Origin of the sequence: Delftia sp. WSY_7 (genome assembly GCF_043104845.1) — a bacterium.
GTDB classification, from domain to species: Bacteria; Pseudomonadota; Gammaproteobacteria; order Burkholderiales; family Burkholderiaceae_C; genus Comamonas; species Comamonas tsuruhatensis.
In genome coordinates this window covers 127,854-149,532 of record NZ_JBICLB010000033.1, presented here as the reverse complement: position 1 = coordinate 149,532, position 21,679 = coordinate 127,854, and the positions used below count along the sequence as shown (strand labels likewise).

Below are 21,679 nucleotides of genomic sequence, written 5' to 3'. Positions count from 1 at the left end.
TATTGGGGCAAGGGCTGTAGGGAGCGATGGTCATGCAGCCGCCAGCTGGCCTGCGGCGGGTGCGCCTGCCTGCGCGGCGCTGGCCGACTCCAGCAGGCAGGCCAGGCGGGCGACGATGTCGTCGATCTGGCGCTCGTCGCAGATCAGCGGCGGCAGCAGGCGGATGGTGGATTCGCGCGTCACCGTGATCAGCAGGCGCTGCTGGGCCAGCGCGCGGCCCACCAGGTCCTGGCAGTTGCGGTTCAGCTCGATGCCCACCATCAGGCCCTGGCCGCGCACGGCCAGCACGTCGGGGTGGCCGTGCAGCGCCTGCTGCAGGCCGTTGAGCAGGCGCCGGCCCAGTTGCCTGGCGCGGCCGGGGATGTCCTCGGTCTCCATGATGTCCAGCACCGAGCAGCCCACGCGGCAGGCCAGCGGGTTGCCGCCAAAGGTGGAGCCATGCTGGCCGGGCGAGATCAGGTCGGCCGCAGGCCCGCGCGCCAGGCAGGCGCCGATCGGAATGCCGTTGCCCAGGGCCTTGGCCAGGGTCATCACATCGGGGGCGATGCCCGCGTGCTGGTGGCCGAACCAGGCGCCGGTGCGTCCCAGGCCGGTCTGGATCTCGTCGAGCATCAGCAGCCAGCCATGCCGGTCGCACAGGCTGCGCAGCTGGCGCAGGTAGTCGGGGCTTGCCAGGCGGATGCCGCCTTCGCCCTGCACGGGCTCGATCAGCACGGCCACGATGTCGCCATGCTGGGCGGCGGCGTGGTGCACGGCCGCGATGTCGTCATAGGGCACGCGCACGAAGCCCGGCATCAGCGGCTCGAAGCCGCGCTGCTTGGCCGGGTTGCCCGTGGCCGACAGCGTGGCCAGCGTGCGGCCGTGAAAGCCGTTGTCCATCACCAGGATCTGCGGCCGCGCCACCTGCCTGCGGTGGCCGTGCAGGCGCGCCAGCTTGAGCGCGGCCTCGTTGGCCTCGGCGCCGGAGTTGCAGAAAAAGGCCGTCTCCATGCCGGCCAGGGCGCACAGGCGCTGGCCCAGGCGTTCCTGCCAGTCGATGCGGAACACGTTGGAGGTGTGCAGCAGCAGGCCGGCCTGCTCGGCGATCACGGCGGCGATCTCCGGGTGCGCGTGGCCCAGGGCGGTCACGGCCACACCGGCAATGGCGTCCAGGTATTCGGTGCCGTGCTCGTCCCAGAGCCGGGCCCCACGGCCACGGACGAAGGACACGGGCTGGCGGGCATAGGCCTTCATCAGGCGGGAATCAAGGGGTTGCATGGCTTTTTGCATGTCAAGGTCCTCAAGCGGGGTCAGGGTTGAATCGAAAAGGGTGGCGAGGGGGCGCGTTCAGGGCAGCGCCAGGGCGGCGGGATCAGGGCCGCCGGCGGGCCAGTAGAAGCTGTCCGGCTGGGCGCGGGCGCCGAAGATGGCCTGGCCCACGCGCACCACGGTGGCGCCTTCCTCGATGGCGATCTCGAAGTCGCCGGACATGCCCATGGACAGTTCATCCAGCGAGATGCCCGCCGGCGCGCCCTGGCGCAGCTGGTCGCGCAGGCTGCGCAGCAGCACGAAGCACTGGCGCACGCGCTCGGCCTCGCTGGAGAACAGGGCCAGCGTCATCAGGCCGCGCACGCGCAACGCACTGAAGGCGGGCAGGGCCTGGACAAATCCCTGCACCTCGTCGGGCGGCAGGCCGTACTTGCTGGCCTCGCCCGAGGTGTTGACCTGCACGAACACGTCCAGCGCCCGGCCTTCGGCCTGCAGACGGCGGTCCAGCGCCTCGGCCACGCGCAGGTTGTCCAGCGCCTGGAACTCGCTGGCAAAGCGTGCCACGAGCCTGGCCTTGTTGGTCTGCAGGTGGCCGATGACGGACCACTGCAGATCGGCCAGGTCCTGCATGGCCTCCCATTTGCCGAAGGCTTCCTGCACCTTGTTCTCGCCCAGCATGCGGCAGCCCGCCGCGTGGGCCAGGCGCAGGCTGGATTCGGGCTTGGTCTTGCTCACGGGCAGCAGGCGCACGCTGGCCGGGTCGCGCCCCGCGCGGCGGCAGGCAGCGGCCATGCGCGCCTGCACGGTGGCCAGGTTGTGCCGGAAATCGTCCACCGTCTCGGCCTGGGGGTAGCGGCCGTGCTGGTCGTGGCGCGTCAGGGTGTCGGCGGCTCGGGCGGTGCCGCCGGTGGTGTCTTGTGTCGCAAGCATGGTTTCAGCTCCTTTTGATGGCGGCATCGGCGGCGGGCACGTTGCCGGTGCCCGCCTCGCTGCGGGCGGCCCGGCGCGGCCACTGGCCGTTGAGCACGGCATGGGCCACCAGGCCGATGACCAGGCCCCAGAAGGCGCCGCCTATGCCCAGCATGGAAATGTTGGCCGCGGCGGCCAGGAAGGTGATCAGCGAGGCCTCGCGGGTTTTGGCATCGGCCAGCGCATTGGCCAGGCTGCCGCCGATGGTGCCCAGCAGCGCCAGGCCCGCCAGCGTGGTGATGAAGGTGGCCGGGAACGCCATGAACACGGCCGCCAGCGTGACGCCGAACACACCCACCAGGATGTAGAACACGCCCGCAGCGATGCCTGCGATCCAGCGCCTGGACGGCTCTTCATGCGCCTCCTTGCCCGTGCAGATGGCGGCCGTGATGGCGGCGATGTTGAAGGCGTGCGAGCCGAACGGCGCCATCAGCAGCGAGCCCAGGCCCGTCAGCGTGACGATGGGGTTGGCGCTGGTCTTGAAGCCGTCGTTGCGCAGCACCAGCATGCCGGGCATGTACTGCCCGGTCAGCGTGATAAGGAACAGCGGCAGGGCCACGCTCAGCAGGGCGTTGAGCGTGAACTCGGGCCGCGTGAACACGGGCGCCGCGAATTGCAGCTGCAGCCCGGACAGGTCCACACGGTCCTGCGCCAGCAGGAACGCCAGGCCCAGCGCCAGGATGCCGACCACCGCATAGCGCGCCGTGAGCCGCTTGAGCAGAACGTAGGCCACGATCAGCAGGCCGGACAGCACCGGGTCCACGCTCATGCCGCCAAAGGCCTTGATGCCGAACTGCAGCAGGATGCCCGCCAGCAGGCCCGAGGCCACGCCGGGCGGAATCAGCCGGATCACGCGCTCGAACCAGCCCGACAGTCCCAGCACCACGAAGGCCGCGGCCGACACCACATAGGCGCCCACGGCCTCGGCATACGGCGTGGTGGCCAGGGCCGTCACCAGGAAGGCGGCGGCCGGCGTGGACCAGGCCGTGATGATGGGCTCGCGCGAGAGCCAGCTGAGCACCAGCCCGGTGACGCCCACGCCAATCGAAATCGACCACACCCACGAAGCCGTGAGTTCCGGGCTCAGGCCGGCCACCTTGGCGGCCTGGAACACCAGGATGAAGGTGCCGCCGTAGTTGACGATGACCGAGATCAGCCCGGCCACCACGGGGTGGATGAGGTCGCTGAAGCGAAGGGGTGAGTGTGTGTCTGATGAAGGCATGGTCTTCTCGTTTTCCTTGGGGGTTGGATTCCTGGCTGTCTGGGGAAAGGGGTATTTGAGCGCCGAAGTGGACTGAATGATCCATACACTTCGCTCTCTTGTTGCAGACCACTTTGCAATGGGCGCGCAGCATTTGCGTCAGTACAATGGCCTGCCAAAGAGGTGCAATGAGATGAAAGGCGGCAGACCGCATGAGCAAGACCTTCGAGCTTGAGACCCTGAAGATCCGCATGGGAGATGCCGACCTGCGCCAGCTGGACCTGCACCAGCGGGTGCAGCGCGCCATGCGTGCGCTGATCCTGGATGGGGCGCTGCTGCCGGGCCTGAAGCTGCCGGCCACGCGCTCGCTGGCCGACTCGCTGGGCATTGCCCGCGACACGGTGGAGAACGCCTACACCCAGCTGCACCGCGACGGCTTCATCGTGCGGCGCCAGGGATCGGGCAGCTATGTCTCCGAGACCATCGGCACCGAGCTGCGGGGCCGGGCGGCGCGGCGCGGCCGCTTGCCCGAGCACGAGCGCAGCGCCCATGCGGCCGGTGCTGCCGGTGCTGCCGGTGCTGCCGGTGCCATAAGGGCAGGTGCCGGCCTGAGCCGGCGCGGCCAGGCCATCGTCGATGGCGGCGGCATCGCCGACCAGCAGACCATTCGGGCCTTTGCCACCGGCCTGCCCGAGACGCGCACTTTTCCCACCGATGTCTGGGAGCGGCTGCAGCGGCAGGCGCTCAAGGACTACCGGGCCAGCGTCCTGCTGCACGGCGACCCGCAGGGCGCCGAGCCGCTGCGCAAGGCCATTGCCACCTACCTCAACCTGGAGCGCGGCGCCAAGGTGGACGCCGGGCAGATCTTGGTGCTCAGCAGCACGCGGCAGGCGCTGTTCCTGTGCGCGCAGCTGCTGGTGGATGCGGGCCGGCCCATCCTGCTGGAGAACCCGGGCTACTTCGGCGCCCGCAAGGCCTTCGAGTCGGCCGAGGCCAAGGTCCTGCCCATCGACGTGGACGCGCAAGGCATTCGCACCGACCTGCTGCACGCCGACCGCAGCGGCGCCACCTGCGTCTATGTCACGCCATCGCACCAGTACCCCACGGGCGTCACCATGCAGCTGGAGCGGCGGCTGGACCTGATCCGCTGGGCATTCGAGCGCGGGCGCTGGATCATCGAGGACGACTACGACAGCGAATTCCACTACGACGGCATGCCCACCGCCTGCGTGCAAGGCCTGGACAAGCACGCGCGCACCATCTACATCGGCACCTTCGGCAAAACCCTGTACCCGGGCCTGCGCATGGGCTACATGGCCTTGCCGCAGGAGCTGGTGCGCGCCTTTGTCCAGGCGCGCAGCATCATGGACGGGCACACGCCCCAGATCCAGCAGTTGACGCTGGCGCGCTTCATGGAAGACGGCCACTACAACTCCCACGTGCGGGCCATGCGCAAGCTGTACGCGGGGCGGCGCGAGGTCATCCTCGAATCCATAGGCAGGCACCTGGCCGGCATCGTCACCGCGCCACGGCCCCAGGGCGGCATGCAGGTGCCCTGCCTGCTGGAGCCCGGCTGGTCCGAGGAAGACACCATCCGCCGCGCCGCCGCGGCGGGCGTGCTGCTGCAGGGGCTCAGCCGCCTGTACGCGGGCGAGCAGCGGCAGCCGGGCTGGCTGCTGGGCTATGCCTCGCTCACGGCCTACGAGATCGAGGCCGCCGTGCTGCGCCTGGCCAACGCGCTGCGGAAAAACTGACAGGTTGGGAGGCGCTGGACGCTGCATGCCTCAATAGGGCAGGGGAAAGCGCCCGGTCAGGTCGGACACGCCTTCGTGGATGGACTTGAGCGTGCGCGCGTTCATGGTGCCGCTGCGTATGCCGCCCAGCGTGGCAAGAATCATGTCGCCGATCTCGCGGAACTCGTCGGCGCCCATGCCGCGCGTGGTGCAGGCCGCGCTGCCCACGCGGATGCCCGAGGTCACCAGCGGCCGCGCGCCATCGCCGGGCACGGCGTTCTTGTTGACCGTGATGCCGATCTGCTCCAGCGCCGTTTCGGCGGCCTTGCCCGTCAGCTCCCAGGGGCGCAGGTCAATCACGCCCAGATGGCAGTCCGTGCCTGCGGACACCACGGACAGCCCGCCCTGCGACAGCCGGTCGCACAGCACGCGGGCGTTGTCCACCACGGCCCGCGCATAGGTACGGAAGGCGGGCTTGAGCGCCTCGCCCAGCGCCACCGCCTTGGCCGCCACCACATGCATCAGCGGCCCGGACTGCAGGCCCGGAAACACGGCGGCGTCTATGCGCCTGGCGATCTCGGCGTCGGCCGAGAGGATCATGCCGCCGCGCGGCCCGCGCAGCGTCTTGTGCGTGGTGGTCGTGGTCACATGGGCGTGCTCCACGGGCGAGGGGAACACGCCCGCGGCCACCAGCCCCGCCACGTGCGCGATGTCGGCCATGAAGATGGCGCCCACCCGGTCGGCAATGCGCCGGAACTCGGCCCAGTCCATCTGCCGTGAATAGGCCGAGCCTCCGGCAATGATGAGCCTGGGCCGCTCCTTCAGCGCAATGCGCCGCACCTGGTCCATGTCGATGAGTTGGGAGCGGGCGTCCACCTCGTAGCTGATGGACTGGAACCACTTGCCCGACACGCTCACGCTGGAGCCGTGCGTCAGGTGCCCGCCCGAGCGCAGGTCCAGCCCCATGATCTTGTCGCCGGGCTCCAGGAACGCCAGGTACACGCCCTGGTTGGCCTGGCTGCCCGAGTGCGGCTGCACGTTGGCGTGCGCGCAGCCGAACAGCGCCTTGGCACGCGCAATGGCCAGGTTCTCCACGGCATCGGCATTGGCGCAGCCGCCGTAGTAGCGCACGCCCGGATAGCCCTCGGCGTATTTGTTGGTCAGCACCGAGCCCTGCGCCTCCATCACCGCGCGGCTCACGAAGTTTTCAGAGGCAATCAATTCAATCGAACGCGCCTGCCGTGTCCGCTCGGCCGCTATGGCGTCCCAGGCCTCGCTGTCCGCGTGTTGGAGTTCCAGGGAATTGATTCTGGGGAGCGATAAATCGTCCATGTCGCATTGGCTGTCTTGGAGGCGCTGAAGCACGGGAATCGGCAGCGCCCGGGTTATGGAAGGATTTGGAAACCAGGGCGCATCGGTAATGGGCAGTCTACAAAGTGCAGCGGCCTTGATTCCGACCATGTTTGAGCGGGTGAGCAGACCAATTAAGGTGGCATGCCAATGTAAACCGTTGAAAAAAGCGGTCTGGTTCATTGACGAAAATAGGTCTGTTTGAATCCACGCTCTCTCCATAGAATTCGCCGCCAGACGTTGAAAGTCATGAGACCCAATACCGCCAGGAATCATCCGCAATCTGCAGTCGGGGAGATTGATTCAAGGTGGAATATGACAGAGTGAAGAAATCCATGACAACGTATCTGCCATCTGCAGCGTCAATTGCAGTGCCATTTGCGGTGCCATTTGCGGTGCCATTGGTGATTGCGGCAGATGGAGAAAGCGGGGGGAGGGAATAGGCGATTTGACTCAGATCAATCAAGTTCAATCACACGGAGTTGAAAAATGAATCTCGATATCTCTCGGACAAATGACGCCGTGCGCGATGCGCTCAAAAAGCTGTCCCTGCTCTGGAAGTCAAGAGCGGCCGTGAATCAGGACCTGCCTGATTACTGCGGCTTGGCGTTCGACCCCGCCCGGCAGGACTTCACCGCCTCGCTGCTGCCGTTTCGCGATCACCAGGCATGGGTGGAGGCGCCACAGCACCTGCGCGACCAATGCCTGTCCTACGCCTGGGGCATCTACAACCTCAAGACCATCTACATCGAGTGCAACGTGGTCACGCCGGCCTGCGAGGACATCATCAAGACCCCGCCGCCCAGCGCCAACCGCGCGCTGCTGCAGGACGTCATGTCCCAGGCCCTGCTGGACGAGGCCCTGCACACCCGCATGTCCATCATGGCCTGCAACTACATCTACGAGATGCGCGGCCTGGCGCCGCTGGACTACGCGGACTTCAACCTCGTCGGCTGGCGCAACGGCGTGCTGGCGCAGTGCGGCGCGGAATGGGAACGCCGCCTGGCGCGCTTCGCCATTGCCTGCGCCAGCGAGACCCTGATCACCGACTACCTCAAGACCATGGCCGAGGACCGCAGCATCCAGCCCATCTGCCACGAGGTCACGCGCACCCACGCCGTGGACGAATGGAGCCACTCCAGCGTCTTCAGCTCGGTGGCCACCGACATCGTCCAGGGCCTGAGCAACCGCGAGCGCAGCTACCTGCGCTCCATCATCCTCAAGACCGTGCAGATGTTCGCCAACAACGAACTGGGCGCCTGGTCCACCGTCTTCACCATGGTCGGCATGCCGCATGCGCGCGACATCCTGCACGACGTGGGCGACAGCAACGAGATCGGCGTCTACACCGACTCGGTGCAAAGCCTGATCGACCGCATCGGCCTGGCGGGCCGCAACCTGGGCGGCAGCGTGGCGCTGGTGTCGTCGGTCCTCGAGGAGATGCAGGCATGAGCGCCGCCCTCCAGGCAGGCAGCATGCTCGCGCGCTGCGCCGCGGCACGGGCAGAGGCGGGCGGCGTCATGGTCTACACCCTGCGCGTGCAGGGCGCCTCGGCGCAATTCCTCGGCGGCCTGCGGCCCGGCCGGCATGTGGCCGTCGAGCATGCCGACGCCAGTGGCACCATGCAGCAGCGGCTGTACTCCATCACCCGCTACGAGCCCTGCAGCGAGCACGACGGCGCCGGCCAGTTCGACATTGCCGTCAAAAGCTCGGGCCGGGGCAGCGTCTCCGACCACATGCATGCGGTGCTGCGCGCAGGCTCCACGCTGCCGCTGGGCGGCGTGGCCGGCGACATCACGGCCGACCTGGTGCTGGGCCTGGACTGCCTGGTCATGCTGGCCGGCGGCATCGGCCTGACCCTGCCGCTGGCGCTGCTGCGCGAACTGGACCGGCTGCGCCAGCAGGGCCGGCGCGTGCCCCGCACCACGCTGCTGCTGTGCTTTGCGCGCATGGCCGACATTCCGTTCCTGCAGGAGCTGCAGCAGCTGTGCGAAACGGCCCCCTGGTTCGACCTGCGTATCCACATCACGCGTGAAGACATTGCCGCCCACGGGCCCTTCGTGCCGGGCCGCCCCTCGCAGCAGTCCCTGCTGGCGCTGGGCCAGCCCCAGGCCGTCGTCATCTGTGGCGGCCACGCCTTTGCGCAGACCTTTCGCGAGCATGCGCGGGCCTGCTTTCCCGGTGCCATACAGCATATCGAGGCCTTCACGCCGCCTGCCGCATCCACCGCCCAGCCAGGCGAGACCGCGCAGGCATGCCAGCTGCAGATCGCGCACAGCGGGCAGATTGTCGAAGCCGCGTCCGGCAAAAGCCTGCTGGAGATCCTGGAAGGCGTGGGCATTGCCATCCGCAGCCAGTGCCGGGCCGGCATCTGCGGCAGTTGCCGCATCCGCATCACGGGAGGCAGTTCACGGCTGGAGGCGGACTTTTGCCTCAGCGACAGGGAAAAGGAAGCCGGCTATGCCTTGGCCTGCTGCACCTTCCCCTCGGCAGGCCATATCCACGTCGATCTCAAGCCCGGCGCCTGACGGGCTCCGCACGTTCCAAGCCAACCTCCTGTATCCACCTGAGTTCCTCCCATGAAAAAAGCCGTCGCGCTGCGCCACATCCACTTCGAAGACCTGGGCACCCTGCATACCGAGTTCGCCAGCCGCGGCTACGAAGTGCAGTACGTCGATCCCAGCATCGGCGAGCTTGACACCCTGGACCTGGGCCGTGCCGACCTGCTCGTCGTGCTGGGCGGCCCCATAGGTGCCTATGACGAGGCGCTTTATCCCTTCGTCGCCCAGGAGCTGGCGGCCGTGCGCCGCTGGCTGGACAGCGGCAAGCCGCTGCTGGGCATCTGCCTGGGCGCGCAGCTCATTGCGCGCGCGCTGGGCGCCAGGGTCTACCCGCTGGGCGTCAAGGAAATCGGCTTTTCGCCGCTCACGCTCACCGACGCCGGCCTGGCCTCGCCCTTGGTCAAGCTGGACGGCGTGCCCGTGCTCCATTGGCATGGCGACCAGTTCGACATTCCCGAAGGCGCCGTGCACCTGGCCGGCACCGCCATCGGCGCCAACCAGGCCTTTGCCGTGGGCCCGCAGGTGCTGGGCCTGCAATTCCATCTGGAGGCCGACGCGGCCCGGCTGGAGCGCTGGCTGGTCGGCCATGCCTGCGAGCTCGGCATGGCCCAGGTGGACCCGCGCACCCTGCGCGCCGATGCTCAGAAATACGGCGGCCTGCTGACCCTGGCCGCGCGCGATGTGCTGGCCGCCTGGCTGACCCACCTGGAGCGCAGCCGCTGAACCTGCGGCGCCGCCCATTCACCCATTTCCCCCCACGCCGGAGCCGCGCTGCGCGGCGCCGGAATCTCTGTTCCCGAAAAAAGGAGAGTTGAAGATGGTTGTCGTACTGTTCGAACTGCAGGCCTTGCCCGGCCAGAACCAGACCTATGTGGACCTGGTCAACAAGCTCACCCCCATGCTCAAGCCCATGGAGGGATTCATCTCCGTGGAGTGCTTCCAGAGCACGCTCAACCCCGAGAAAGTCATGTCCGTCACCACCTGGCGCGACGAGGAAGCCGTCGTCCAGTGGCGCAACGTGGAAGCCCACCTCAGCGCCCAGCGCGCCGGCCGCGACAAGATCTTCAAGGACTACCGCGTGCGCGTCACCCAGGTGCTGCGCGACTACGGCCTGAATGACCGCGCGCAGGCGCCCGCGGACAGCATCATGGGCAAGGCAGGCAGCTGCCCCGTCAGCCACGCCTGAGGGCTGGCGGTGCCGCAAAGGCCCGGCTGGTCCCCCTGCCGGAGCGCGATGCACGCCATCGAAAGATGCCGGCAGTGACTACGCTGCCGGCGCCAGGCCGGAAAAAAAGCCCGCTGAATGCTCAGAGGGCTTTTTTTCGGACGGCACAGATTCCTTCGCATCGGAACCCCACCGCACCGCACAGCATCCTGCGTGCCGCCGTGTGCAGCGCCTTCAGTTGCGAGCTGCCGCTGCCGCCATTTCTGCGAGGAACGGGCCTTGGGCCGCCTCGGGTTTGCGTTCGATGAGGAAGTCGTCGCGATCCTGGTCCTTGATCCAGTTCGGAGGCTTGCCGCGACCTGTCCACGTTGCTCCTGTAGACGGATCGCGATACTTCGCCGGTGCGCTGGTTTTTGCTGGGATGTAGGGGAACACTTGCTGCTGGGTGAATCCGAAATCGGTCACCAGCTTCTGGACCTTGGACAGGGCTGCGTCGGCCGCCGAGGTGCGGGCCTTGGCAATTTCCATGTCCAGCGCGGCCTTGGCCGCAAGGAGTTCTTTGAGGGACTGTGTCATAGGGGGTGCGAAATTTTTGAAGCCAGATTATGGGGCTGATGGGGCGCGCGCTTGCCGAACCTATCGTGCCGGATCGATCGTGCAAGCCTGGGGCGCGGGGAAGATGTTGCGGCTTGCGGCGCCTTGCACTGCCATGGGGCGCTGCGACGCGGGTGGAGCCGAATAGGTGGGTCTCGCATTGATTTTTTCGCTACCTAGATGGAGATGAGTCCCAATGGCTCATGCACGCGATTGAATTTTTTGAAACCACCTTCCGAGATCTGAAGGCGAAAGATGATAGCGCAGGCCTATGTCAGACTGCAGCGTGCAGGCCTGCCTTGCGTTGGGCTTACGCAGGCTGGGCGGCCAAAATCCATCTTCAACATCTTCACCGAGGATTTCTCATGATCATCACCACCACCCCCCAGATCGAAGGCCGCCGCATCACCCGCTACTGCGGCGTGGTCGCGGGCGAGGCGATTTTGGGCGCCAATGTGTTCAAGGACTTGTTTGCCGGGCTGCGCGACATCGTGGGCGGGCGGTCGGCCACCTATGAGCGCGAGCTGCAGCGGGCGCGCGAGATTGCGCTCAAGGAGCTGGAGGAACGCGCCCAGGAACTGGGCGCGAATGCCGTGGTGGGGGTGGACCTGGATTACGAGGTGCTGGGCCAGGGCAACGGCATGTTGATGGTGTCTGCCAGCGGCACGGCCGTGGTGCTGGAGTAGGCAGGGCCATCGGCCAAGCAGACCAAGCGGGCCAAGCCGGCCAGCGAAGTCAACGCGGCGCCGTGCCCGGCATCTGCAGGCAGCGGGCCAGCACCCGCGCTGCATCGCCCAGGCGCGGGCCGGGGCGGGAGACCACGTCCGTCTCGACCAGGTCCAGCGCGCAGATGCGGCCCGAGCGCACGGCGGGCATGCGGCTCCAGCCGGGGCGGGTGGCAAAGCTGGCCGATGGCGTCTGCGGCGTGTGGATGATGAGTTCGGGCTGCTGGCGCAGCACGTATTCGGGCGTGATTCGCGGAAAAGGGCCCAGGTTGGGCGGCAGCACATTGCGCGCGCCCAGGCGCTGCAGCAGCTGGCCTATGAAGGAGTCCGGCCCCGCCGCGTAAGGCGTGGCGTCCACCTCGAAATACACCTTCTGCCCGGCGGGCGCTTGCGCAGCCAGCGCCTTGGCCTGCTGGTCCACCTCGGCCTGCATGCGCGCCAGCAGGGCGTTGGCGCGCTGCACCTGCAGCAGCTGGTCGAGCTTGTGCAGTACCTGCTCCAGCTGCGCCATGTCGTTGGCGTCCAGCGCCAGCACGGGAATGCCGAAGCGCTCCAGCTGCGCGATGACGGGTGCGGAATACGCCATCAGCACCACGTCGGGCCTGAGCCGCACGGTGGCCTCGACCAGCGGGGCAAAAGTGTGGCCCAGCTTGGGCAGGGCGGCCACGCGGGCCGGGTGGTTGGAGAACTCGTCCACGCCCACGATGCGCTCACAGGCCTCCAGCGCGCACAGCGATTCGGTCAGCGAGGGCAGCAGCGAGACGATGCGCTGCGGCACGCGCTCCAGGCGCACCTGACGGCCGCGCATGTCGGTGACGGTGTAGGCGGTGGTTGCCCCGCCCGTTCCCGCATCCGCCGCCTTTTGCGCAAAGGCGTTGCCCGCGCAGGCCAGGGCGGCGATCAGCAGCAGAAGGCGGGGCAGGCGCACAAGCAGCAGGTGCATGGCGGTCAGGGCAGGGGAGTCCAGCGCACGCTGACGAACACGGTGCGGCCTGCGTTCGCATAGCCGCGCGTGGGGGCGTAGTCGCGGTCGGCGATGTTGTTGACGCGGGCCAGCAGCGTCCATTGCCTTGTCAGCTGGCGCTGGGCGTAGAGGTTGACCACGCCGTAGCCGCCCAGCTTGAAGGTGTTGGCCTCGTCGGCATAGCGGCCGCTGTACAGCTGCGCTTCGCCGCCCAGCGTCCAGCCGGCCGCCTGGGTGTCGGCGTTGAGCTTGAGCATGCGCTTGGAGCGGTAAGGCAGCAGCTTGCCGGTCTCCAGGTTCTCGGGGTTCATGAAGTCCAGCGAAGCGCCCAGGTTGGCGCTGCCCAGGCGCGTGCTGCCCGCCAGCGTCAGGCCGGTGATCTCCACGCTTTGCCAGTTGCGGTAGCAGTTGCAGGGAACGGCGCTGTTCCAGTCGTAGGTGATCAGGTTCTTGAACTTGTTGCGGTAGACCACGGCCGAGAGGCGGTTGGCACCGGCCGCATAGTGCAGGCCCGTTTCCACGTTGGTGCTGCTTTCTGGCTTGAGGTCGGCCGCCGCCTGGCCCGTGAAGCGTTCGTACAGCGTGGGAGTTCTGAAGGCCGTGCCGGCCGATGCCACCCAGCGCCAGCGCTCGTCGATCTGCAGGCCGTAGCCCAGACCGCCCGTGGTCTTGTTCTGCTGGTCGCGCACCTGGTCGTGGCGCAGGTTGGCGTCGAACTGGTGGCGGCCCTCGGTCAGGCGCCAGCCGGCCGACAGGGAGTTCTGCACGCGCCGGCTGTCGGTGTTCTGCGTCCAGGCGTATTGGGTGTCCAGCTTGTCCTCGCGGCGCTCCAGGTCGATGTTGAAACGGTGCTGGCCCAGCGTGAACAGGTTCTGCAGCAGGTAGTTGGTGGAGCGGCCCTTGGCGCTTTCGGGCGACTGGGTGTGGCGGTCGCTTTGGCTGTCGGTTTGGGAGATCTGGACCACGCTCTTGTACATGGCGTTCCAGCCGGCCTGCCAGCGCAGGCTGCCGGTGGTGTTCTTGACCACGTCGTAGTCGTCGAACGGCGGCGGGCTCTGGTCGTAGTGGGTGCGCAGGCGGCTGTGCAGCAGGCTGGCGTCGATCTGGTGGATGCCCGTTTTGTAGCCCGCGTTCAGGCCCAGCGAGGTGTTGCTGTAGCCATCCTTGTCCGGGTTGGGCGAGAAGGTGTTGCCGGGGTAGACGTCGAAGCCGTCGCTGCGCTCGTCCGCCAGGTTCAGGCCATAGGTGAAGCCGTTGGCGCCGCCCTGGAATCCCGTGGCCAGCTTGCTGGTGCCCTGGTCGCCGATGCCCGCCTCGGCATAGGCGCGGGTCTGGCCGTCCGCCCGCTTGGTGAAGATCTGGATCACGCCGCCCATGGCGTCTGAGCCATAGATGGCGGCGGCCGGGCCGCGCAGCACTTCGATGCGCTCGATCTGCGCCAGCGGCAGGGTGGACCAGACCGCGCCGCCCTGCAGCTCCTGCGAGCTGTAGCGCACGCCGTCGATGAACACGGCAGTGTGCTGGTTGCTGGTGCCGCGCAGGTAGACCGAGGTGACCTGGCCCGGCCCGCCATTGCGGTTGATCTGCACGCCCGGCACCTGCACCAGCAGGTCGGCCACGCCGGTGGCGCCGCTGCGGGCAATGGTCTCGGCGTCGATCACGGTCATGTCGGCCGTGACGGTGCGCAAGGACTGCTCGCTGCGCGAGGCGGTGACGACCACGGTATCGAGCTGGGAGGCCTGTGCGCGCTGCGCCTGTTGTGCCTGTTGTACCTGTGCTTGGGCCTGGCAGGCCAGCAGCGAGGCCGCAGCCAGGGCGGACAACGTGCGCAGTACGGGGAACGCCGAGGGCGAGCGAAGAGCGGCGCCAGGGGCGCGCGCGAGGGCGAGGGTGTGCATGGATGCGAGCCAGTTGCGCGCCAGCGACCCCGCCGGCACGGAAACCACAAAGACCGGCTGCGCTGCATGCGCGGCCGGCCGCCTGTTGGCCGGTATCCAGACTGGTGACGCACTCGCCAAGGCCTTCCCGGGCTGTACGCCCAGTGGCACGGGTTTGGCGGGGGCCGGTGCCATGCACGCGGCGTTTCACTCACTGTTGCGGGGGCAGTACATGCGGGCGGCTTTATCTGGCCGCCCCATGTTTCCCGTTTAACCGCAGCCCCTGGGGCTGCTGGCACCAACGGCGGCGATTGTACGGCGGGGCGTTCAGTGCCGATGTAAAGCTTGCTTGACATGCCCGCGGGTGGCATCGCACAATGTCAAGCATCCTTTACACATTGCGAGAGACTTCCATGAATCAAACAACGGTCACCAACCGCCGCTACCAGAAGGAGCTGGGATTTGCGCTGCTGCTCTACATGGCGCTGCTTGTCGGGGCGCTTTTGCTCAGCGCCGACATGCAGGCCGGGGCCCTGCGCACGGCCCTGCTGCTCAGCCCCATGCTGGCGTTTGCGCTGGCCGTGCGGGCCATCGTACGCCTGGTGCGCGATACCGACGAGTTCCTGCGCAAGTCCATGCTGGAGCAACTGGCGATTGCGGCGGCGGGCACGGCGGGCCTCACCTTCACCTACGGATTCCTGGAAATGGCAGGGTTTCCCAAGCTCAGCATGTTCATGGTGTGGCCCTTGATGGGTGCGCTCTGGGTGGCTGCCTCGGTGGCCCACTGGCTGCGCAGCCGATGAGCTGTTCCGCCAAAGTGCCCCGCCCATGAAAAACATCATCCGTGAACTGCGCGCCGAGCGCGGCTGGAGCCAGGCTGCGCTGGCGGACCTGCTGGGCGTGTCGCGCCAGACCGTCAATGCCATAGAGACGGGCCGCTACGACCCCAGCCTGCCGCTGGCATTCGCCATTGCCCGGGTGTTCGAGACCCGGATCGAGGCGATCTTCCAGGAGGGTTGAGCGCAGCGCTCAGGCCACGATCATGACCAGCAGCACCAGGCCCAGCAGGGCCAGGTAGGCCTTGGCATGCAGGGCATCGGGAATGCGGCCGATCAGCGGGGCTGCCAGCCTGATGCCCGTCCACGATCCGGCCGTCAGCAACGCAAAGGCCTGCAGGTCCACATAGCCCACATGCCAGGGGCTCAGCCCCGCGCCCTGCGATGCCAGCATGTAGGCAGCGGTGCCCGCCACGGCCATGGGCAGGGACAGCGGGCTGGCCATGGCCGTGGCGGCCGCCATGCTGGCGCCGCGCCGGCGCATCAGCGGCACGGTCATCACGCTGCCGCCCACGCCCAGGAAGGCTGCAATCGCGCCAATCGCCAAGCCTGCGATGGCGGCGGGCCTGCGGCCCATGGGCTGCAATTGGGCGGCGGTGCCGTGCACGAAGCCCGGGCGCAGCAGTGCGTCGGCGATGGTCAGGGCCAGGTAGGCGATGAAGGCCCAGCGCACCCATTCCCCGCTGATCCAGGTGGCGGCCGCCGCGCCCGCCACGGCGCCGGCCGCGATGAAGCAGGCCAGCGGCCGCACCTGCTCCCACGGCAGGGCGCCCGCGCGGTGCTGGCGCAGCGTGGCCATGGAGGCGCCGAAAATCATCACGCAGGTGGAGGTGGCCACGGCAATGTGCATGGCAGCCTGGCCAACGGCGGAGTCCGCGCCGTGGATGGAGGTCAGCAGCGCATAAAGCAGCGGAACGGCCACGAAGCCGCCGCCAAAGCCGAAGAGCACGGTGGTCACGCCGGCAAGCACACCGAAAGCCAGCAGCAGGAGAGGGAACACAGACAGTCCTTTGGAAAAAACGAGCAAGGACTGAACCTTAGGATGCTGCGGTTTGGCCTGCTTTCGCGGATAGGTCAATAATCCTTGAATTCCTGCCAAAGCCTGTTGGCTGTTTTCCGGACATTCCCATGCTCAACATCCCGCTGCATTCCGTGGACGCCGTGGCGCGCGATGTGCTGGCCATCGGCACCGACTACACGCCTGGCACGCTGCTGCCCACGCACAGCCACCGGCGTGCCCAGTTTCTCTACGGGATGAGCGGGCTGATGGAAGTGGAAACCGACGACGGCGCCTGGACCATTCCGCCCTACAGCGGTGTGTGGATTCCGGCCAGCAAGCCGCACAGCGTGCGCATGCAGGGCGTGAGCACGCGCAGCCTATACATCGAACCGGCTGCTGCGCCCCGCCCGGGTGTGCATTGCGAGGCCCTGGTCGTCTCCCCGCTGCTGCACCAGTTGCTGCTGTCCTGCGCCGACCTGCCGGCGCTGTACGACGGAGCGGGCCGCGACGGCGCCCTGGTCACGCTGGTGCTGCACGAGCTGGCCTCGGCCCGCAGCCTGCCGCTGTTCGCGCCCATTCCCCGCGACGAAAAGCTGGCCGCCCTGTGCAAGCAGTTCCTGGCCCAGCCCAGCATCCGCGCCACGCCCCAGGACTGGGCACAGGCGCTGAACAAGAGCCTGCGCACCTTCAGCCGGTTTTTCCAGCAGCACACAGGCATGGCCTTTGGCGCCTGGCGCCAGCAGGCCTGCCTGCTGGCAGCGGTGTCGCGGCTGTCTGCGGGCGCATCGGTCACGCAGGTGGCGCTGGATTTGGGCTATGACAGCCCCAGCGCGTTTTCCACCATGTTCCGCAAGGCGCTGGGGCGGGTGCCTTCGGAGCTGGTGAGCCGGGTCTAGGCGGGAACGCTGGCCTGGGCAGCCGTTTCCCGTGTCATGGTCCAGAACACCAGGGCCGCCAAGCTGAATCCCGCCCCCGCAACGCAGACCCCTTGCCAGCCAAACCGCGCGTAGGCGTTGGTGGAAATCAGCGCGCCCAGCCCGCTGCCCACGGCATAGAACAGCATGTACAGCCCCACCAGCCGGCTGTGGGCCTGCGGGTTGCTGCGAAAGATCAGGCTCTGGTTGGTCACATGCAGGGCCTGGCCGCCCAGGTCCAGCAGCACGATGCCGGCGACCAGCGCCCACAGCGATTGCTCCAGCAGCGCAATCGGCGCCCAGGCCAGCAGCAGGATCACCAGCGCGCCCAGGCTGGTGCGCTGCGCGAAACCCTGGTCGGCCCAGTGCCCGGCACGGGCTGCTGCCAGTGCGCCCACCACGCCGGCCAGGCCAAAGGCGCCGATGGCCGTGAGCGACAGGCTGTAGGGCGGTGCGCTCAGCGGCAGGACCAGGGCGCTCCAGAAGATATTGAAGGTGGCAAACATCAGCAGGGCCAGCATGCCGCGCGTGCGCAGCATGCGGTCCTGGCGCAGCAGCTGGAGCATGGATGACAGCAATTGCGTGTAGCCGGGTACGGGGGAGGGCACCGCCAGCCGGGGCAGTTGCCGCCACAGGGGCCAGGCCAGGGCCAGCATCAACAGGGCCGAGCAGGCGTAGACGCCACGCCAGCCAGCCACGTCACCCACGGCGCCGGCAAACACGCGCGCCAAAAGCAGGCCGATGAAAACCCCGCCCTGGGCTGCGCCCACCACGCGCCCGCGCTCATGCGCCTGGCTGGCGCTGGCCGCATAGGCGATCAGCCCCTGCGTCATGGCCGTGCCCAGCAGGCCCACGGCCAGCATGCCCGCCAGCAGCAGAACGGCCGAACGGGCGGTGCTGACGGCCGCCAGGGCCAGCACCAGGCCCAGCAACTGCAAAAGCATGAGCCGCCGCCGCTCCAGCCGGTCGCCCAGCGGCACCAGCAGCACCAGCGCCAGCGCGCAGCCGGCCTGCGTGGCGGTGACCACGCCGCCCACGGCCGCATGGCTGATGCCGAAGTCGGCCGCCAGCGCCTCCAGCAGCGGCTGGGCGTAATAGACATTGGCCACGCTCAGGCCGCTGGCAGCGGCGAACAGCAGCACCAGGCTGCGCGGCATGCGGACCGTGTCCGAGGCTGGGAAGGCGTTCATGGGTTGAATCCAGTTGCAAAACAAAACTGGTTTGATGCTAGTTGAACCAGTTTTGAAATGCAACCAAAATAGCGCCATGAAAGAAGACATCCGTCCTGACACACCGCAGCCCTGTCCGGTGGCCCGCTCCCTGGATGTGATCGGCGACCGCTGGTCGCTGCTCATCGTGCGCGATGCCTTCGACGGCATCAGCCGATTTGGCGATTTCCAGCGCAGCCTGGGCGCGGCCCGCAATATCCTGGCCGACCGGCTGCGCCGGCTGGTGGAGGCCGGCATCCTCGAAACCCGCCCGGCCGCAGAAGGCTCGGCCTACCTGGAATACGTGCTCACGGCCCAGGGCCTTGAGCTGTTCCCGGTGATCGTGGCGTTGCGGCAATGGGGCGAAGGCCATCTGTTCGCGCCGGGCGAGGCGCATTCGCTGCTGCTGGACCGCCAGACCGGCCAGCCTGTCGCGCCGATGCTGCCGCGCGGTGGTGATGGCCGGGCCTTGCTGCCGGGCCAGACCGTGGTTCAGAAAATCGATTGATGGATATCCATGCTCTCTGCCTTCATATCACTCATCTACGTACAGATTTCTCCCGAGCGCCTGACGCTGAAGGATCCGAAGACCGGGCAGACCCTCTCGGAGGTTCCCGAGCTGGCCCTGAGTCCGCCGCCCCGGCGCCGGATTCTCGCGGCCGGCCCGCAGGCCAGGCTCGCGGCTGCATCGGAGCCTGCCGAAGTCGTCAATCCCTTCGCCCACCCGCGTTCGCTGATATCGGACTTCATCCTGGCCGAGCAGCTTCTGAAGTACCAGCTCAGGCGCATGCATCGGCGTGCCTGGCTGGCGGCCTCCCCGCACATCGTCATCCATCCGCTCGGCGACCCCGAGGGCGGATTCACCCAGGTGGAATTGAGGGCCTTGCGCGAGCTGGCCAACGCGGCCGGCGCCTCGAAGGTGAATGTCTGGACAGGCCGGCCCTTGACCGACGAGGAATTGCTGACGCGCAAGCCCCCTGCGCAGGGCGGTGTCTGGGAGTGAGGCTTTGCTTCTCGCCATGAAAAAAGCGCCCGTCACAACGGGCGCTTTGTCCGGGTCAGCGCAAGGGCCGATAACGCGCTATCAGAACCGCGCCATCAGAACCGCGCCGTCATCCCCACGAAGTAGGTACGGCCGCCGTTGTCATAGTTGGCGCCGATGGTGCGGGTTTCCTTGTCGGCCAGGTTGATGATGCCGGCGCGCAGGGTCAGGGTGTCGGTCACGTTGTAGTTCATGGACACGTCAAAGGTCGTATAGGCCTTGGCGAAGGTGGTGGCCGTGCCCGTGGTCACGACTTCCTTGCCCACGTGGCGGGCGCTGAACATGGCGGACCAGCCCTGGCGGATCTGCCACTGCAGCGACGAGTAGATGGACAGCTCGGGCACGGCCAGCAGCGAGGCGCCCGTGCTCAGATTCTTGGACTCGAACATCTTGGTGATGTTGGTGTTCCAGGTCAGGCCCTTTGCCAGGGGAACGTTCACGAAGCCTTCCAGGCCGCGCGTGCGGGCACGCTGGGCGTTGGCCATGCGGGTCCACCAGAAGCCGTTGTAGAAGCCCAGCGGCTGGTAGTCGATCTTGTTCTTGAAGTTGGTGTGGAAGTAGGTGGCGCCCAGCGCCCAGCCATTGCGGTCCCAGCTGGTGCCCAGCTCGAAGTTGGTGCTGGTCTCGGGCTGCAGGTCGGGGTTGCCGGCCATGTAGCAGCCGCGCGTGCCGTCGGCGTTGACGCTGGTGCTGGTCCAGCCCATGCCGGCCAGGCTGCGGCAGCCGTTGCCCCCGGATTGCGTGGCGGCGCTGGCCGAGTTTTCCTTCAGGTTGGGCGCACGGAAGCCGCGCGAGACGCCGCCGCGCACCGTCCACTCCGAGGCCGGGTGGTACACCAGATAGGCGCGCGGGCTCCAGTTGTTGCCGTATTTCTGGTGGTGGTCCATGCGCAGGCCCAGCGTCAGCGCCAGGTTCTCGCGCAGGAAGATCTGGTCCTCGCCGAACAGCGCCCAGGTGGTGGCGCTCAGGCCCGAGCCCGAGACCGGGCGCCCCGCGTAGTCGATGGGCGCCAGGCCGATGGTGTCGCGGTTGTCCAGCGACTCGCGGCGCCACTGCATGCCCAGCGTCATGGCCTGGTCCAGGCCCCACAGCTTCAACGGCTTGTCGATGCGGCCGTCCAGCGTGGTTTCCTTGGAGTTGTTGCCGATGGTGTCGCCCTTGTCCTCGTACTTGTTGTGCACGAGGTTGAGCTTGGAGGTCAGGTCGCCCCAGCGCCCGTCATGGCTGATGCCGAACTTGGTCTGCTCCAGCTTGCTCAGGCCCCAGGGATAGACCACCTGGTCGCCCGACGCCGTGCGCGCGTCGGAGCCCGTGGCGCGCTGGATGCCTTGCGCGGCCTCGATGCCGATCACCTGGTCGGGCGTGAGCTGCCAGTTGAGCAGGGCGTTGAGGTTTTGCTTGCGCGAGCCGGCCGTGGACTGGTACGTGCCCGGGAAGCCGCCCGTGCTCTCGTCGGCAGCGCGGTCCGTGTAGTTGCCGCCCAGGCGCAGGCCGAACTTGTCGGACAGCGGGCCGCTGATGTTGAAGCCCAGCTGGCGCGTGTCGCCGCGGTCGCCGTCGGAGGGCTTGCTGTAGTTCAGCGTGGTCGAGCCGCTCCAGCGCTTGCCGATCTTGCGCGTGATGATGTTGATCACGCCGCCCATGGCGTCCGAGCCGTACAGCGAGGACATGGGGCCGCGCACCACCTCGATGCGCTCGATCATCTCGGGCGAGATCCAGTCCAGATCCTGCGAGCCCAGGTCGTCGCGGTAGTTGATGCCGGCCGAGTTGCCCTGGCGCTTGCCGTCCACCAGGATCAGCGTGTACTTCTCCGGCAGGCCGCGCAGCTTGATCTTGGACTGGGCGCCCGTGCCGGACAGGCCGCCGGTCACGCCGGGAATGGTGGACAGCAGCTCGCCGATGCTGGTGACGGGCTTGCGCTCGATGTCTTCCCGCGTGATCACGCTGATGCTGGCCGGCGCCTCCTTGATGTCCACGGCCGTGCCCGAGGCGGTCACCACCACCGTGGACAGGGACGTGTCGGCCTTGCTGTCGGCCGTCTGGGCATGGGCCATGGCTGTGCATGCCAGGGCAGCGCAAAGTGGAAGAGGGCGGAGCACCGAGATTCTGACCATCTTTGTAAAGTTCCGTATGGGTTAAAAATCAAGGTGCGAATGATAACGATTTGTATCTACATCTTTCCCTTCACGTAAAGACAGTTGTTTTTTGTTCACGCGTTATCTAATCGCTGGACACGCCTGAGGCGTTGTGCACAAGTCTGGTGCACAAAAATGAAGGAGGTTGGCAGGGCGC

Annotated in this window: 21 protein-coding genes and 1 riboswitch; of the genes, 11 read left to right on the top strand and 10 right to left on the bottom strand. The window is 67.4% G+C overall.

Annotated elements, in window-relative coordinates:
• Positions 1-30 precede the first annotated feature (30 nt).
• From ACF8ME_RS12820 to ACF8ME_RS12810, 3 genes are all read right to left on the bottom strand, one after another.
• The gene (locus ACF8ME_RS12820; protein ID WP_392416778.1) at positions 31-1,257 is read right to left on the bottom strand and encodes an aspartate aminotransferase family protein; all 1,227 of its coding nucleotides are present in this window, start codon (positions 1,255-1,257) and stop codon (positions 31-33) included.
• Positions 1,258-1,326: 69 nt separating this feature from the next.
• Positions 1,327-2,178, bottom strand: a complete 852-nt coding sequence (locus ACF8ME_RS12815; protein ID WP_392416776.1) for a YggS family pyridoxal phosphate-dependent enzyme — start codon at positions 2,176-2,178, stop codon at positions 1,327-1,329.
• Between the two features lie 4 nt (positions 2,179-2,182).
• Entirely contained in the window at positions 2,183-3,439 is a 1,257-nt protein-coding gene (locus tag ACF8ME_RS12810; protein WP_392416774.1) for a benzoate/H(+) symporter BenE family transporter, read from the bottom strand.
• Between the two features lie 191 nt (positions 3,440-3,630).
• Here ACF8ME_RS12810 and ACF8ME_RS12805 point away from each other — a divergent pair, with 191 nt between their 5' ends.
• Positions 3,631-5,172 (top strand): PLP-dependent aminotransferase family protein, encoded by a 1,542-nt coding sequence (locus ACF8ME_RS12805; protein WP_392416772.1) that lies wholly within the window; start codon positions 3,631-3,633, stop codon positions 5,170-5,172.
• Between the two features lie 30 nt (positions 5,173-5,202).
• Here the strand turns inward: ACF8ME_RS12805 and ACF8ME_RS12800 are convergent, their stop codons facing one another.
• A complete protein-coding gene (locus ACF8ME_RS12800) occupies positions 5,203-6,483 on the bottom strand; it encodes a serine hydroxymethyltransferase (protein WP_174538920.1) in 1,281 nt (426 codons plus the stop codon).
• A gap of 507 nt (positions 6,484-6,990) precedes the next feature.
• Between ACF8ME_RS12800 and ACF8ME_RS12795 the strand changes: the two genes are divergently transcribed.
• From ACF8ME_RS12795 to ACF8ME_RS12780, 4 genes are all read left to right on the top strand, one after another.
• A complete protein-coding gene (locus ACF8ME_RS12795; RefSeq protein ID WP_392416770.1) occupies positions 6,991-7,953 on the top strand; it encodes a diiron oxygenase in 963 nt (320 codons plus the stop codon).
• Positions 7,950-9,029: a 2Fe-2S iron-sulfur cluster-binding protein gene (locus ACF8ME_RS12790; RefSeq protein ID WP_392416769.1), complete on the top strand. Its 1,080-nt coding sequence runs from the start codon at positions 7,950-7,952 to the stop codon at positions 9,027-9,029. Before ACF8ME_RS12795 ends, ACF8ME_RS12790 begins: the two co-directional genes overlap by 4 nt.
• Positions 9,030-9,080: 51 nt before the next feature.
• Positions 9,081-9,785, top strand: a complete 705-nt coding sequence (locus tag ACF8ME_RS12785) for a glutamine amidotransferase (protein WP_392416768.1) — start codon at positions 9,081-9,083, stop codon at positions 9,783-9,785.
• A gap of 94 nt (positions 9,786-9,879) precedes the next feature.
• Entirely contained in the window at positions 9,880-10,248 is a 369-nt protein-coding gene (locus ACF8ME_RS12780) for an antibiotic biosynthesis monooxygenase (protein ID WP_012205544.1), read from the top strand.
• 213 nt (positions 10,249-10,461) lie between these two features.
• Here the strand turns inward: ACF8ME_RS12780 and ACF8ME_RS12775 are convergent, their stop codons facing one another.
• Positions 10,462-10,803: an H-NS family nucleoid-associated regulatory protein gene (locus ACF8ME_RS12775; protein WP_016446025.1), complete on the bottom strand. Its 342-nt coding sequence runs from the start codon at positions 10,801-10,803 to the stop codon at positions 10,462-10,464.
• 383 nt (positions 10,804-11,186) lie between these two features.
• Here ACF8ME_RS12775 and ACF8ME_RS12770 point away from each other — a divergent pair, with 383 nt between their 5' ends.
• Positions 11,187-11,507, top strand: coding sequence for a heavy metal-binding domain-containing protein (locus tag ACF8ME_RS12770; protein WP_012205554.1), 321 nt, complete (start codon positions 11,187-11,189; stop codon positions 11,505-11,507).
• Between the two features lie 49 nt (positions 11,508-11,556).
• On the opposite strand, the gene ACF8ME_RS12765 is transcribed toward ACF8ME_RS12770, so the two are convergent.
• The gene (locus tag ACF8ME_RS12765) at positions 11,557-12,489 is read right to left on the bottom strand and encodes an ABC transporter substrate-binding protein (RefSeq protein ID WP_392416766.1); all 933 of its coding nucleotides are present in this window, start codon (positions 12,487-12,489) and stop codon (positions 11,557-11,559) included.
• Between the two features lie 5 nt (positions 12,490-12,494).
• Complete coding sequence (locus ACF8ME_RS12760; protein ID WP_392416764.1) at positions 12,495-14,408, bottom strand: TonB-dependent receptor domain-containing protein; 1,914 nt, start codon at positions 14,406-14,408, stop codon at positions 12,495-12,497.
• Positions 14,409-14,477: 69 nt separating this feature from the next.
• A riboswitch (cobalamin riboswitch) is annotated at positions 14,478-14,705 on the bottom strand.
• Between the two features lie 95 nt (positions 14,706-14,800).
• On the opposite strand from ACF8ME_RS12760, the gene ACF8ME_RS12755 reads away from it, so the two are divergent.
• Positions 14,801-15,190, top strand: coding sequence for a hypothetical protein (locus ACF8ME_RS12755; RefSeq protein WP_017406629.1), 390 nt, complete (start codon positions 14,801-14,803; stop codon positions 15,188-15,190).
• 25 nt (positions 15,191-15,215) lie between these two features.
• Positions 15,216-15,407 carry a helix-turn-helix transcriptional regulator gene (locus ACF8ME_RS12750; RefSeq protein WP_016453450.1) on the top strand — a complete coding sequence of 64 codons (192 nt, stop codon included), beginning with the start codon at positions 15,216-15,218 and terminating at the stop codon, positions 15,405-15,407.
• 9 nt (positions 15,408-15,416) lie between these two features.
• On the opposite strand, the gene ACF8ME_RS12745 is transcribed toward ACF8ME_RS12750, so the two are convergent.
• On the bottom strand, positions 15,417-16,223 hold the full coding sequence (locus tag ACF8ME_RS12745; protein WP_160855296.1) for a sulfite exporter TauE/SafE family protein: 807 nt from the start codon (positions 16,221-16,223) through the stop codon (positions 15,417-15,419).
• A 128-nt stretch (positions 16,224-16,351) separates the two neighbouring features.
• Here ACF8ME_RS12745 and ACF8ME_RS12740 point away from each other — a divergent pair, with 128 nt between their 5' ends.
• On the top strand, positions 16,352-17,119 hold the full coding sequence (locus tag ACF8ME_RS12740; protein ID WP_392416763.1) for an AraC family transcriptional regulator: 768 nt from the start codon (positions 16,352-16,354) through the stop codon (positions 17,117-17,119).
• Here the strand turns inward: ACF8ME_RS12740 and ACF8ME_RS12735 are convergent.
• Positions 17,116-18,327: an MFS transporter gene (locus ACF8ME_RS12735; RefSeq protein ID WP_392416761.1), complete on the bottom strand. Its 1,212-nt coding sequence runs from the start codon at positions 18,325-18,327 to the stop codon at positions 17,116-17,118. The two genes, ACF8ME_RS12740 and ACF8ME_RS12735, sit on opposite strands and share 4 nt — an antisense overlap.
• A 76-nt stretch (positions 18,328-18,403) precedes the next feature.
• Here ACF8ME_RS12735 and ACF8ME_RS12730 point away from each other — a divergent pair, with 76 nt between their 5' ends.
• Entirely contained in the window at positions 18,404-18,853 is a 450-nt protein-coding gene (locus ACF8ME_RS12730) for a helix-turn-helix domain-containing protein (protein WP_043781949.1), read from the top strand.
• Between the two features lie 9 nt (positions 18,854-18,862).
• Positions 18,863-19,348, top strand: a complete 486-nt coding sequence (locus ACF8ME_RS12725; protein ID WP_012205563.1) for a rod shape-determining protein — start codon at positions 18,863-18,865, stop codon at positions 19,346-19,348.
• A gap of 95 nt (positions 19,349-19,443) precedes the next feature.
• Here the strand turns inward: ACF8ME_RS12725 and ACF8ME_RS12720 are convergent, their stop codons facing one another.
• Positions 19,444-21,441, bottom strand: a complete 1,998-nt coding sequence (locus tag ACF8ME_RS12720) for a TonB-dependent receptor domain-containing protein (RefSeq protein ID WP_392416758.1) — start codon at positions 21,439-21,441, stop codon at positions 19,444-19,446.
• Positions 21,442-21,679: the final 238 nt, after the last annotated feature.